The 13,478-nt window shown below is 71.3% G+C and carries 9 protein-coding genes; 3 read left to right on the top strand and 6 right to left on the bottom strand.

Going from position 1 to position 13,478, the window contains the following annotated elements; genetic code table 11:
- Positions 1-51: 51 nt before the first annotated feature.
- The 4 genes from ACIO6U_RS29715 to ACIO6U_RS29700 form a co-directional block, all read right to left on the bottom strand.
- Positions 52-3,948, bottom strand: a complete 3,897-nt coding sequence (locus tag ACIO6U_RS29715; RefSeq protein ID WP_401723761.1) for a multifunctional oxoglutarate decarboxylase/oxoglutarate dehydrogenase thiamine pyrophosphate-binding subunit/dihydrolipoyllysine-residue succinyltransferase subunit — start codon at positions 3,946-3,948, stop codon at positions 52-54.
- Positions 3,949-4,197: 249 nt separating this feature from the next.
- Positions 4,198-5,289, bottom strand: a complete 1,092-nt coding sequence (locus tag ACIO6U_RS29710; protein WP_355344450.1) for an ATP-binding protein — start codon at positions 5,287-5,289, stop codon at positions 4,198-4,200.
- A complete protein-coding gene (locus ACIO6U_RS29705; protein ID WP_188281597.1) occupies positions 5,286-5,999 on the bottom strand; it encodes a response regulator transcription factor in 714 nt (237 codons plus the stop codon). The genes ACIO6U_RS29710 and ACIO6U_RS29705 overlap by 4 nt, the downstream gene beginning before the upstream one ends.
- A gap of 60 nt (positions 6,000-6,059) precedes the next feature.
- Positions 6,060-6,794: a spermidine synthase gene (locus tag ACIO6U_RS29700; protein ID WP_355344446.1), complete on the bottom strand. Its 735-nt coding sequence runs from the start codon at positions 6,792-6,794 to the stop codon at positions 6,060-6,062.
- 146 nt (positions 6,795-6,940) lie between these two features.
- Between ACIO6U_RS29700 and ACIO6U_RS29695 the strand changes: the two genes are divergently transcribed.
- Both ACIO6U_RS29695 and lon read left to right on the top strand, forming a co-directional pair.
- On the top strand, positions 6,941-7,891 hold the full coding sequence (locus tag ACIO6U_RS29695; RefSeq protein ID WP_401723756.1) for a class I SAM-dependent methyltransferase: 951 nt from the start codon (positions 6,941-6,943) through the stop codon (positions 7,889-7,891).
- 247 nt (positions 7,892-8,138) lie between these two features.
- Complete coding sequence (gene lon, locus ACIO6U_RS29690) at positions 8,139-10,613, top strand: endopeptidase La (protein WP_401723753.1); 2,475 nt, start codon at positions 8,139-8,141, stop codon at positions 10,611-10,613.
- Positions 10,614-10,751: 138 nt separating this feature from the next.
- Here the strand turns inward: lon and ACIO6U_RS29685 are convergent, their stop codons facing one another.
- Entirely contained in the window at positions 10,752-11,624 is an 873-nt protein-coding gene (locus tag ACIO6U_RS29685) for a lysozyme (protein WP_355344437.1), read from the bottom strand.
- A 239-nt stretch (positions 11,625-11,863) separates the two neighbouring features.
- Here ACIO6U_RS29685 and ACIO6U_RS29680 point away from each other — a divergent pair, with 239 nt between their 5' ends.
- Entirely contained in the window at positions 11,864-12,277 is a 414-nt protein-coding gene (locus tag ACIO6U_RS29680) for a MarR family transcriptional regulator (RefSeq protein WP_355344462.1), read from the top strand.
- Between the two features lie 15 nt (positions 12,278-12,292).
- On the opposite strand, the gene ACIO6U_RS29675 is transcribed toward ACIO6U_RS29680, so the two are convergent.
- Positions 12,293-13,051 carry a hypothetical protein gene (locus tag ACIO6U_RS29675; RefSeq protein ID WP_401723750.1) on the bottom strand — a complete coding sequence of 253 codons (759 nt, stop codon included), beginning with the start codon at positions 13,049-13,051 and terminating at the stop codon, positions 12,293-12,295.
- Positions 13,052-13,478: the final 427 nt, after the last annotated feature.

Here is a 13,478-nt window from a genome sequence, read left to right as displayed (position 1 = left end):
GTACCCCTTGAGAGGGTGCGGGGCCGGCGGCCGTTCGCGACGGGCGGGAGGTCAGATCGAGAAGACCTCTTCGATCAACTGCTGCTGCTGCTCCTGGTGCCGCTTGGCGGAGCCCACCGCGGGCGAGGACGACGCCGGGCGGGACACCCGGCGGAGCCGGTCCGCGTTGTCCGGGGCCGCGCCGAGCAGCAGGTCCAGGTGGTCGATCAGATTGAGCGCGATGAACGGCCACGCGCCCTGGTTCGCGGGCTCGTCCTGCGCCCACACGAACTTCTGCGCCTTGGTGTACGGCGCGATGGCCGCCTGGATCTCCACACCCGGCAGCGGGTACAGCCGCTCGATGCGGATGAAGGCCACGTCGGTCGCCCCGCGCCGCTCCCGCTCGGCGATCAGGTCGTAGTAGACCTTGCCGGAGCAGAAGACGACCTTGCGGACCGCCTCGGGCTGCACCGAGGTGTCGCCCATCACCGGCTGGAACTGCCCGGTGGTGAAGTCCTCGGCCTTCGACGCCGCCGCCTTCAGCCGGAGCATCGACTTCGGGGTGAAGACGATCAGCGGCTTGTGGTGCGGGTTGTGCACCTGCCAGCGCAGCAGGTGGAAGTAGTTGGCCGGGGTGGTCGGGGTGGCGACCGTCATGTTGTTCTGCGCGCAGAGCTGGAGGAAGCGCTCGATCCGGGCCGAGGAGTGGTCCGGGCCCTGGCCCTCGTAGCCGTGCGGCAGCAGCAGGGTGACGCCGGAGGTCTGGCCCCACTTCTGCTCGGCCGCGGTGATGTACTCGTCCACCACGGTCTGGGCGCCGTTGACGAAGTCGCCGAACTGCGCCTCCCACAGCACCAGCGCCTCGGGCCTGGCCAGCGAGTAGCCGTACTCGAAGCCCATCGCCGCGTACTCGCTGAGCAGCGAGTCGTAGACGTTGTAACGGGCCTGGTCCTCGGACAGGTACAGCAGCGGGGTGAAGTCCTCGCCGGTCTCCCGGTCGATCAGCACCGCGTGCCGCTGGCCGAAGGTGCCGCGCCGCGAGTCCTGGCCCGCGAGCCGGACCGGCGTGCCCTCCAGGAGCAGCGAACCGATCGCCAGCGTCTCGCCCATGCCCCAGTCGATCGTGCCGTCCTCGACCATCGCCGCGCGGCGCTGGAGCTGCGGCAGCAGCCGCGGGTGGACGGTGACGTGCTCGGGGATGTTGACCTGCGACTCGGCGATCCGCTTGACGACCTCGGCGGAGACCGCCGTGGGCATCGCGACCGGGAACTCCGGCTGCACGGACGTCTCGTGGCTCGCGGGCGGCGCGGACGCCGCCTCGCGGACCTCGGTGAAGACCTTCTCCAACTGCCCCTGGTAGTCCTGGAGCGCCTGCTCCGCCTCTTCCAGGGTGATGTCGCCGCGGCCGATCAGCGACTCGGTGTAGAGCTTGCGCACCGAGCGCTTCTTGTCGATCAGGTCGTACATCAGCGGCTGGGTGAACGCCGGGTTGTCCGACTCGTTGTGCCCGCGGCGGCGGTAGCAGATCAGGTCGATCACGACGTCCTTGTTGAACGCCTGCCGGAACTCGAAGGCCAGCCGCGCCACGCGGACCACGGCCTCCGGGTCGTCGCCGTTGACGTGGAAGATCGGCGCCTCGATCATCCGGGCCACGTCGGTGCAGTACATCGACGAGCGCGCGGACTCCGGGGCGGCGGTGAAGCCGACCTGGTTGTTGATCACCACGTGCACGGTGCCGCCGGTGCGGTAGCCGCGCAGTTGCGACATGTTGAGCGTCTCCGCGACGACGCCCTGGCCCGCGAAGGCCGCGTCGCCGTGCAGCGCGATCGGCAGCACCGTGAAGTCGGTGCCCGCCTTGTTGATGATGTCCTGCTTGGCGCGGGCGATGCCCTCGATGACCGGGTCGACCGTCTCCAGGTGCGAGGGGTTCGCGGCCAGCGAGACGGTGATCTGCTCGCCGTCGAGACCGGTGAAGGTGCCCTCGGCGCCCAGGTGGTACTTCACGTCGCCGGAGCCGTGCATCGACTTCGGGTCGAGGTTGCCCTCGAACTCGCGGAAGATCTGCGCGTACGACTTGCCGACGATGTTCGCCAGCACATTGAGCCGCCCGCGGTGGGCCATGCCGATCACGGCCTCGTCCAGCCGCGACTCGGCCGCCGCGTCGATGACCGCGTCGAGCAGCGGGATGACGGACTCGCCGCCCTCCAGCGAGAAGCGCTTCTGGCCGACGTACTTCGTCTGGAGGAAGGTCTCGAACGCCTCGGCCGCGTTGAGCCTGCGCAGGATGCGGAGCTGCTCCTCGCGCTCGGGCTTGGCGTGCGGGCGCTCGATCCGGTCCTGGATCCACTTGCGCTGCTTGGGGTCCTGGATGTGCATGAACTCGACGCCGACGGTGCGGCAGTACGAGTCGCGCAGCACCCCGAGGATGTCGCGCAGCTTCATCAGTGACTTCCCCGCGAAGCCACCGACCGCGAACTCGCGCTCCAGGTCCCACAGGGTCAGTCCGTGCTCCAGCACGTCCAGGTCGGGGTGCTTGCGCTGGCGGTACTCCAGCGGGTCGGTGTCGGCCATGACGTGGCCCCGGACCCGGTAGGAGTGGATCAGCTCGAAGACCCGCGCGGCCTTGGTGACGTCGTCGTCGTGCGCGGTGTCGATGTCGGTGCGCCAGCGGACCGGCTCGTACGGGATGCGCAGCGCGGCGAAGATGTCGTCGAAGAAGTCGTTCTCGCCGAGCAGGAGCTGGTTCATGATCCGCAGGAACTCGCCGGAGGCGGCGCCCTGGATCACCCGGTGGTCGTACGTGCTGGTCAGCGTCATGACCTTGGAGATGCCCAGCTTGTTCAGGGTGTCCTGCGAGGTGCCCTGGAACTCGGCCGGGTAGTCCATCGAGCCGACGCCGAGGATCATGCTCTGGCCGGGCATCAGCCGCGGCACGGAGTGCACGGTGCCCAGGCCGCCGGGGTTGGTCAGCGAGGCGGTGACGCCGGTGAAGTCGTCCATCGTCAGCTTGCCGTTGCGGGCGCGGCGGACGATGTCCTCGTAGGCCTGCCAGAACTCGAAGAAGTTCAGCGTCTCGGCCTTCTTGATGGCCGCGACGACGAGCTGGCGGTCGCCGTTGGGCTTCACCAGGTCGATGGCCAGACCCAGGTTGACGTGGTCGGGCTTGACCAGCGTCGGCTTGCCGTCCTTCTCCGCGAAGGAGTGGTTCATCGCCGGCATCGCCTTGAGCGCCTGCACCATCGCGTACCCGATCAGGTGCGTGAAGGAGACCTTGCCGCCGCGGGCGCGCTTGAGGTGGTTGTTGATGACGATGCGGTTGTCGAACAGCAGCTTCACCGGGATGGCGCGGACCGAGGTGGCGGTCGGCAGCTCCAGCGAGGCGTTCATGTTCTTGGCGACCGCGGCGGCCGGGCCGCGCAGCGTCACGTACTCGGTGCCCTGGGGCTCCGGCGCGGGGGCGGCCTGCCGGGGCGCCGCCTGCTTCGGGGCGGGCGCGGGCGCGGGAGCGGCGGGAGCCGCCGGTGCCTGGGCCGCGGGCGCCGGGACGGGCGCGGGGGCCGCCGCGGGCGCCACGGGGGCGGCAGGCGCGGCGGGGGAGGCCACGGGGGTGCCGTTGGCGACCGGCTGCGCGGGAGCGGGAGGGGCGGCGGGCGCCGGGGCGTCCGTCGCGCCCGCGGGGACCGGCTGCGCGGCGCCTACGGCGCTGCCCTCGTCGGGGGACGTCGCGCGAGCGGCGGCGCCGGAGGCGCCGCCCTGGCCGGGGGCGGCCGCCGAATCGGCGGAGCCGTCCGGCTTGTAGTCGGCGAAGAAGTCCCACCAGGCTCGGTCTACCGAGTCCCGATCCTGGAGGTACTGCTGGTAGATCTCATCGACCAGCCACTCATTGGGGCCGAAGCCCGCTGCGGGGCCTTCGCCCTGCGCTTCGTGGTCGGTCGAGACACTAGAGCTATTGGGGGACTGTGACGACACGGCGGCAACCGCCCTCTTCCGCTTCACAAGATGGTGGACAGCGGAAATAAAGGCTACGCCTACTGGAGGGGTCGATGCAGGCCCGGGGCCCTTACGTCGCGCATGTCACACCCGAAGACTGGTTTCAGTGCTGTTCCTGGCGGGAAATTGATCCCTCTTGGGGGTCGTTCGATCAGCCGCGCTCGCACGGCGTCGGTGCGGCGGAGGGCGGCTGGGGGGCGGCCGCGAGCGGCTCGCCCCAACTTTAGGTCAAGGTTGCGCCGTGGAGACACCCGGAAGGGTGACGTGGATGCGGCAGCCGCGAGGGGATTCGGCCACTTCTATCCGCCCGCCGTGCAGGTCCACCGCCCAGCGCGCGATGGCCAGACCGAGCCCCGTCCCGCCGTCGCCGCCCGGATGCGCGCCGCGGTGGAAGCGGTCGAAGACGCGGGTGCGGTCGGCCTCGGGGATGCCGGGCCCCTCGTCGCGCACGTCCAGGTCGAGGCTGCCGGGTGCGCCGCCGCGCCTGGCCCGTACCGTCACCCGGCCGCCCGGCGGGCTGTGCTTGACCGCGTTGTCGACCAGGTTGGCCACCACCTGGTGCAGCCGCTCGCCGTCGGCGTAGGCCGTCAGTTCCGGGGGTGACACGTCCAGGTGCAGGTGGACGTCGGCGCGCGGCCGGGAGCGGGAGCCGGTCGCGGAGGAGCCCTCCATGCCCAGGCTCGCGGTGCGCAGCACCGCCGACAGGTACGGCCACACCTCGAAGCGCTTGGCCTCCAGCCGGACCGCGCCGCTGTCCAGCCGCGAGAGGTCCAGCAGCTGGGTGACCAGCTTGCCGAGCCGTTCGGTCTGCTGGAGCGCCAGCCGCATGGTCTCGGGGTCGGCGGCCGACACCCCGTCCACCACGTTCTCCAGCACGGCCCGCAGCGCGGCGATGGGGGTGCGCAGCTCGTGCGAGACATTCGCCACGAGTTCCTTGCGGTGCCGGTCGACGGCGGCCAGATCGGCCGCCATCTGGTTGAAGGTCTCGGCCAGCTCGCCGACCTCGTCCCTGCGCACCCGCGCCACCCGGCGGCTGTAGTCGCCGCCCGCCATCGCCTTGGCGACGGCCGTCATCTCGCGCAGCGGCGCGGTCAGGCCGTTGGCGACGATCTGGGTCAGCAGCAGCGAGGCGATGATCGAGAAGATCGTGATGACCCGCAGCTCGGTCGCCGAGTGGATGGCGACGATCACCAGCAGGGTGGTGATCAGCACCGAGATGATCACCAGGAGCTGGAGCGCGGCCTTGATGGAGCGGTACGGGTCCCAGGGCCGCAGCGCGTCCCACACGCGCCGCCACAGCCGGCGCCACCACCGGGTCATGGCGCCGGGGTCTCCAGCGCGTACCCGACGCCGTGCACGGTACGGATGCGCTCGGCGCCGATCTTGCGGCGCAGCGCCTTGACGTGGCTGTCGACGGTCCTGGTGCCCGACGCGTCGGCCCAGTCCCACACCTCGGCGAGCAACTGCTCGCGGGAGAGCACGGCGCGCGGTTGCTGCGCCAGGCAGACCAGCAGCTCGAACTCGGTCGGGGTCAGGTGCACGTCGGCGCCCCTGACCCGGACCCGGCGCTGCGCGTGGTCGATCTCCAGGTCGCCGAGCTGCATGCTGGCGCCGCGCGGGTCGTGCGCGGCGATCGAGGCCCGCTCGACCCGGCGCAGCAGGACGTGCACGCGGGCGGCCAGCTCGCGCATCGAGAACGGCTTGGTCATGTAGTCGTCGGCGCCGACGCCGAGCCCGACCAGCATGTCCGTCTCGTCGTCGCGCGCGGTGAGCATCAGCACCGGCACCGGCCGGTCGGCCTGCACCCGGCGGCAGACCTCGAGGCCGTCGTAGCCGGGCAGCATGACATCGAGAACCAGCAGGTCGGGCTGCCAGGTGTGCGCGGACTCCACCGCGGAGGGACCGTCCCCCGCCGTCCGCACCTGGAATCCCTCGGCCTGCAGCCTGGCCGCGATGGCCTCCGTGATGGTCTGGTCGTCCTCGACCACCAGCACCCGGCGCTGCGTGCCCGTCGTCTGCGCGCTGTCCAATTCCGCCCCACAAGGTCGTCCTGGTTACGGGGGAGCCTACGGGGCAGGTGGGCGCCCTGACTACGCGGCGTTGATCGCCAGGTGCACGACATCCGGAACCCCACGCGTCACTTCCACCTCCAGAGTGCGTACTCCGGAGAAGCCCGCGGCCCGCAGCGCGTCCTCGAAACCGGCCGACGGGCTCGCCGACCACACGGCAAGGACGCCGCCGGCCGTCAGCCGGTTCCGGCAGGCCGCGAGGCCCGCGGGGCCGTACAGACCGCCGTTGTCGTCGGTGACCGTCCAGTCCGGGCCGTTGTCGATGTCCAGGCAGAGCGCGTCGTACCGCTCGCCGGGCTCCGCCACGTACGCCACCAGGTCCCGCTCGACCACCGTCACCCGCGGGTCGTCCAGCGCGCCCGCGGAGAACGGCGCGAGCCGCCCGTCGCGGTGCCAGCCGACGACCGCGGACTCGCGTTCGACGACGGTGATCCGGGACCAGCCCGGCCGCGCGGCGGCGCGCGCGAGGGAGAAGCCGACGCCGAGACCGCCGATGAGCACCGAGCGGCCGGGCCGGTCCGCGCTGTCCGCCGGTTCTTCGTCCAGGTATTCCAGTGCCGCGTCGACCAGAAGGCGTTCGGACCGCCCGTCGGAGGTGTCCATGAGGAAACACCCGTTCGCGATGATCTGGAGCAGGTCGCCGTGCCGTCGCAGCACCACCTCCCCGTACGGGCCTTCCTGCCGGTCGAGCACCACGGGGGCGGTGTGGTCGAAGGCGCGGGTTCCGCTGTAGGAGGATGGGTGTTGGAGGGTCATACGGCCAGTTTGGCGTATGCCGCACGAGGTCATGACCTTATGTCGGCCACCTTTCCATCGGGCGTTAACTGCTCGGTCGTGAGAACTTCATTTCCTCTGCATCGGGGCATGACCTGGGCGGCGAACCGGCGGCGTAAATTCCGCGCATGTCCTCCCTACTGAAGAATCGACTGACCAGGCGGGTGCTCGCCCCCGCTGCCGCACTGGTCGACCGTCGCGTGCAGAGCTCCGCCTCCAAGCTCCGCAAGGAGATCGAGAGCGACCGCAGGTCGCAGGTCGCCGATCTCGACTCGATGCGCAAGAAGGTCGCGGAGCTGGGCGACCAGCAGTTCGCGATCGGTCTGCTCTTCGACAAGACCGGACGCAGCGGTCCCCGGCTGCCCACCCCGGACCGGATCGACACCCTGGTGCGGGAGATGGTCGCCGTCTCGGGCCGCGACGAGGCCGACGCGCGGCGCAATGTGACGATCGCCTTCCGCAACGTGATCGCGCTCGAAGCCCTGGCCGTCGGCCGCCTGGCCGGTTCCACCTACAACATCTGCGGGAAGCTGGCCACGGTCCCGCTGCTCGACCCGCCCAACGAGGACGTGCTGGAGATCGGCACGTTGCACGGCCTGTTCTCCGCCGCGCTGATGCGGATGCTGCACCGGGCCGGTGTCGAGGCGCGGCTGACCATCGTCGACCCGCTGGCCGGGACGCAGCTCCAGCCCGGCGCCCGGCCGGTCGGCGAGCCCACCGGCACGCCGGTGCGGATGGACGTGGTGCGCGCGAATCTGGCGCTCGGCGGCAACGCAGGGGAGCGGGCCAGGATCGAGCAGGGCTTCTCCGGCGACCCGGACACCCGGGCCGCGGTCTCCGACCGGAAGTACGGCGTGATCATCGTCGACGGCGACCACTCGGCCGAGGGCGTCATGGCCGACCTGGAGTGGGCAGAGAAGATCGCGGCGCCCGGCGGCATCGTGGTGCTCGACGACTACGGGGACGCCGCATGGACCGGTGTCCAGGAGGCGGCGGACACGTACCTGGAGACCGGGGAGTCCCGGTTCGAGATGCTGGGCCGGGTCTCCACCTCGGCCTTCCTGCGCGCCAGGAGCTGACCGGGGGAGCTGCGGGGGACCGCCGGGAGCGGGATCGCCGAGGTCGGGGTCGCCCAGGTCGGGGTCGCCCAGGTCAGGGACCGCCGAGGTCGGGACCGCCCCGGGTCGGGGATCGCCGGGAGTTGGATCGCGCAGGTCAGGACCGCCGAGGCCGGGGATCGCTGAGAGCGAACGCGCCCCGGGGAACATTCGAAGTGCCCCAGGCATTGAGTCGACATAGCTCAACTTGATTGCCGAAGGGGAGATCATGGCTTCGACGCCCACAACGCTCACTCTGCCCGTGCTGCCCCTGTCCGACGAGGTCGTCCTGCCCGGCATGGTCGTGCCGGTCGACCTGTCGGACACGGAGGCGCGGGCCGCGGTGGAAGCCGCGCACGCCGCCGCCGGATCCGGCGGCCTCGCCGGTGACAGCGGCGACAACAAGCCGAAGGTGCTGCTCGTTCCCCGCGTGGACGGGACCTACGCGGGGATCGGGGTGCTCGGCACCGTCGAGCAGGTCGGCCGGCTGTCCGACGGCGACCCCGGCGCCGTGATCCGGGGCCGCTCACGCGTGCGGATCGGGGCCGGTACGACCGGGCCCGGCGCCGCTTTGTGGGTGGAGGGCACGCCGGTGGAGGAACCGGCGCCCGCGGAGTCGCCCGGCACGGTCGCCGAGCTGATGAAGGAGTACAAGGCGCTGGCCACGAGCTGGCTGCGCAAGCGCGGCGCCTGGCAGGTGGTGGACCGGGTCCAGCAGATCGACGACCTGTCCCAGCTCGCCGACAATTCCGGCTACTCCCCTTACCTCACCACCGAGCAGCGCGTGGAGCTGCTGGAGACCCTCGACCCGATGGCCCGGCTCAAGCTGGCCGTCCAGTGGCTGCGCGACCACCTCGCCGAGCAGGACGTGGCCGAGAGCCTGCGCAAGGACGTGCAGGAGGGCATGGAGAAGCAGCAGCGCGAGTTCCTGCTGCGCCAGCAGCTCGAAGCGGTCCGCAAGGAACTGGCGGAGCTGAACGGCGACCCGGAGAACGAGAGCGAGGACTACCGCGCCCGCGTCGAGGCCGCCGAACTGCCGGAGAAGGTCCGCGAGGCCGCCCTGAAGGAGGTCGAGAAGCTGGAGCGCTCCTCGGACGCCTCCCCCGAGGGCTCCTGGATCCGCACCTGGCTGGACACCGTCCTGGAACTGCCGTGGAACACCACGACCGAGGACACCTACGACGTCCCGGGCGCCCGCGCGGTGCTGGACGCCGACCACTCGGGCCTGGACGACGTCAAGGAACGCATCACCGAGTACCTGGCCGTGCGCAAGCGGCGCGCGGACCGCGGCCTCGGTGTCGTCGGCGGCCAGGCGGACGCTGCTTCCGGCAAGAGCGGCGGCGGACGGCGGGCGGGCGGCGCGGTGCTGGCCCTGGTCGGGCCGCCCGGAGTCGGCAAGACCTCGCTCGGCGAATCCGTCGCGCGCGCCATGGGCCGTACCTTCGTCCGGGTGTCGCTGGGCGGCGTCCGCGACGAGGCGGAGATCCGCGGCCACCGGCGTACGTACGTCGGCGCGCTGCCCGGCCGGATCGTGCGGGCCATCAAGGAGGCCGGGTCGATGAACCCGGTGGTGCTGCTCGACGAGATCGACAAGGTCGGCTCCGACTACCGGGGCGACCCGGCGGCGGCGCTGCTCGAAGTCCTCGACCCGGCGCAGAACCACACGTTCAGGGACCACTACCTGGAGGTCGAACTCGACCTGTCCGACGTGGTGTTCCTGGCCACCGCCAACGTCCTGGAGACCATCCCCGAGCCACTGCTCGACCGGATGGAGCTGGTCAGGCTCGACGGCTACACCGAGGACGAGAAGGTCGTCATCGCCCGAGACCACCTGCTCCCGCGCCAGTTGGAGCGGGCGGGCCTGGCCGAGGACGAGGTGGCGCTGGAGGAGGAGACGCTGCGCAGGCTGGCGGGCGAGTACACCCGCGAGGCGGGCGTCCGCAATCTGGAGCGCACCGTCGCCCGGATATTGCGCAAGATCGCGGCGCGGCACGAACTGGGCGACCAGGAACTGCCGTTCACCGTCGGCCCCGACGACCTGCGGGCGCTGATCGGACGGCCGCACCACGTACCGGAGTCCGCGCAGGACCCGGAGGAGCGGCGCACGGCGGTGCCGGGCGTGGCCACCGGGCTCGCGGTGACCGGCGCGGGCGGTGACGTCCTCTACATCGAGGCGTCGCTGGCCGACCCGGAGACCGGCGGATCGGGACTCCAGCTCACCGGCCAACTGGGCGACGTCATGAAGGAGTCGGCGCAGATCGCGCTGTCCTTCCTGCGGTCGCACGGCGCGGAGCTGGAACTGCCGGTCGGCGACCTCAAGGAGCGCGGCGTCCACCTGCACGTGCCCGCGGGCGCGGTGCCGAAGGACGGGCCGAGCGCCGGTGTCACCATGACCACCGCGCTGGCGTCGCTGCTCAGCGGGCGCCGGGTCCGTACCGACGTCGCCATGACCGGCGAAGTGTCCCTGACCGGACGGGTGCTGCCGATCGGCGGCGTCAAGCAGAAGCTGCTCGCCGCGCACCGCGCCGGGATCACGACCATCGTCATCCCGAAGCGGAACGAGGCGGACCTGGACGACGTCCCGGCCGAGATCCTGTCGGCCCTCGACGTCCACCCGGTCAGCGACGTCCGCCAAGTCCTGGCGCTGGCGCTGGAGTCGGCCTCCGCCGAGGCCGCCGAGGCGGAGGTGCCGCTGGCCGCCTGACGGCCTCCGGCCGCGGGTCCGGTCGAAGACCGTGGTCCGGCCGTGAAGGCCGTGGTCCGGCCCTGAACACGCGAGTTCCCCGCACCCTTGGGACGAGGGTGCGGGGAACTCGTGCGTGCGGGAGCCGCCGCGAGGTGACTAGCCCAGGGCGAGGGCCTGGAGACGGGACAGGTCTCCGTTGAAGCGGTCCTGGTCACCGGGGAAGGTGCCGGCGTCGCCGTACTGCCAGAAGGTGTAGAAGCCGTAGCCCGCGGGCAGGGTGCCGACCGTGCTGGTGTACTTCGCGATCCAGATCGGGCTGGTGGTGGCGAAGCCGCTGTTGTTCCCGGTGCAGGTGTTCCACCAGTCGAAGGTGGTGTAGATGACCGGGTAGACACCCTCACGCGCGTGGTACTGGTTGGCGAAGGCGTGGATCCAGCTCACCATGCTGGCCTGGCTCAGGCCGTAGCAGGTCGCGCCGTAGGGGTTGTACTCGATGTCCAGCGCGCCCGGCAGCGTCTTGCCGTCGCCGGACCAGCCGCCGCCGTGGGCGATGAAGTAGTCGGCCTGCGCGGCGCCGCCGGAGGTGTCGGGGGTGGCGAAGTGGTACGAGCCGCGGATCATGCCCACGTTGTACGACCCGTTGTACTGCTGCGTGAAGTACGGGTTGGTGTACGACGTGCTCTCGGTCGCCTTGACGTAGGCGAACTTGCCGCCGTTCGCCCACGCGGTGGCCCAGTTGACGTTCCCCTGGTAGCCGGAGACGTCCATGCCGAGCGTCTGCGTCGCCATCGGGGTGACGGTCCCGGCGGACGACGACGAGGAGGCGCTGGAGCCCTCGTGCGCCTTGATGGTGGAGCCCATCCAGTCGAGTTCGGGGTGCGTGAGGTGCCCCGTGCCGCTCGCCGCGCTGGCGGAGCCGGGCAGGACGAACACCATCGCGAGCATGGTGACGAACAGACCGGCCAGCAGGCCGAGCCTCTTCCGGACCGAGCCGGGGCCGTGCACGACGGAGAGATCTCCGTGGGACATTCGTGCCTCCATGGTGGGGACTCGGCATGGCCTTGCAGTGGCCATGACAGATTTGAAGGTAGAGGCGCGACTCCGGGCGTGAAAGGGGGTCAGGAAACCGCCGATGGTCTACTCCTGCGAAATACTTGACGTGCTGCGGAAACAACCGTGAGTGAAGGAAACTTTCAGGCGTTGAAAGCGGGAACGGTGTGAACGAGGCGAGACAGGCGGCGGAAGCGGCCGGATCCGACGACAGCGACATGGACGCGCTGGAGCGCGAACTGACCGTGCTGTTCCGGCGCGCCCGCGCCACCTCGGGCGACCTCGCCCGCGCCGTCCACCCGGAACTGGAACCCGCCGCGTACGGCCTGCTGGTCCGGCTGGAGGAGACGGAACCCGAGCGCGCCACCGAACTCGCGGCGTACTTCGGGGTCGGAAAGGCCACCATGAGCCGCCAGTTGCGGGCCATGGAGGAACTGGGCCTGGTCACCCGCGAGCCCGACCCCGCCGACGGCCGCGCCTTCCTGATGCGCCTGACCGCCGAGGGCCGCGAGCGCTTCTCCCGCGTCCGCACCGCCCGCCGCGAGCGCTACCTGCGCCAGCTCATGGCCTGGGACCGCACGGACGTCGCGGAGCTGGCCCGCCTGCTCCAGCGCCTGAACAACGAGGAGTAGCCCGCCCCCGCGCGGCTACAGCTCCACCAGGACCGCTGTCGCGTCGTCGTGGCGCTTTCCGTCGGGGGACTCCTCGGCGGCCTCGCGGGCGCGCACGCGGGCGATCAGGGCCTCGGGGCCCGCCTTGCGGAGCAGGGTGAGGACATCGGGCCAGGCGTCGTCGCCGAAGACCTCGACGGTACGGGCGGCGCCGTCGGTGAGCGCGGCCAGCGCGCGGACCCGGGAGCGCGGGGTGCGGCCGGTGACGGCCCGCGAGACGACCGCGGGATCGGCGGCGGCGGTGAAGAAACCGCCCTCCAGATTGCGCAGCGGCCCGACCCGTACGCCCGCGGCGCGCAGCCGGTCGATCCGGTCGTCCAGCACCGCGGTCACCTCGCCGTCCGCCGACTCCAGCAGCAGCGCCGAGTCCGACAGCACCAGGTGCTCGACGTACTCCTCGTCCCAGCGGACGGCGACCACCGTGGCCTGCGGGGTGAGCGGGTGAGAAAGATCACAGGTGTCACGGTGTGCCGCGGCCGTCCTGCCGATCGCGGCGGACAGAGCGTCGGGAAGCGTCATCTCCGGCCGGGAAACGGACAGTTCGAGCAGCGCGCCGCCGACCCGGGCGGTGAACCACGGCACCGAGTGCACGCAATCTCCGTTGTCCGGCGGCGGCGTCACCCCGTCCAGCAGGACCACGGCGCCGCCCTGCCCGGAAGCGGGCAGGGCCACGGAGACGAAGTCCTCGTTCGGACGGTCGGGGGTGCCGGGCGCGGTGGCCGTCTCGATGCGCATGGGACCAGTGTGCGGGACCCGCGGGTACGGACGGCGGCCCGCGGGTGTCCCGGCGGTGGCCGGACGGCGGCTCCCCGGCACCCCGCGCGGCGGCCCGGCGTTCGAAACCGCGCCCCCCCCGCGGACGGCCCCATTGGTACGGACCGGGGCGCGCGGGCCTATGCGCGCGGGCATCCTGCCAAAGGTCGCAGCACCGCGCCAGTGCCGTCCACGCCGGGCGAAGTGTCCCCGCGCACGCCGGACTTGTCGGTCAACTCCTCGTTGCGATTCACTCGTTCGAGTGTCCGGGGGAGCGACGCGTGGCACCTCTCCGGGCGGGGCTGCAAGGGTCGGAGGGACTTCTGCATATTCCCCGGGGACACTCCCGGGCCCGCCGGCGATACGTGATTGCGAGCACCGAAGTTGCGTGAACGACGTCAACCGCGAG

Source organism: Streptomyces sp. NPDC087422, assembly GCF_044744145.1.
In the GTDB taxonomy this organism is placed as follows: domain Bacteria; phylum Actinomycetota; class Actinomycetes; order Streptomycetales; family Streptomycetaceae; genus Actinacidiphila.
Note: the sequence above shows the minus strand (reverse complement) of the source record. Positions and strands in the feature narration are given on the sequence as shown.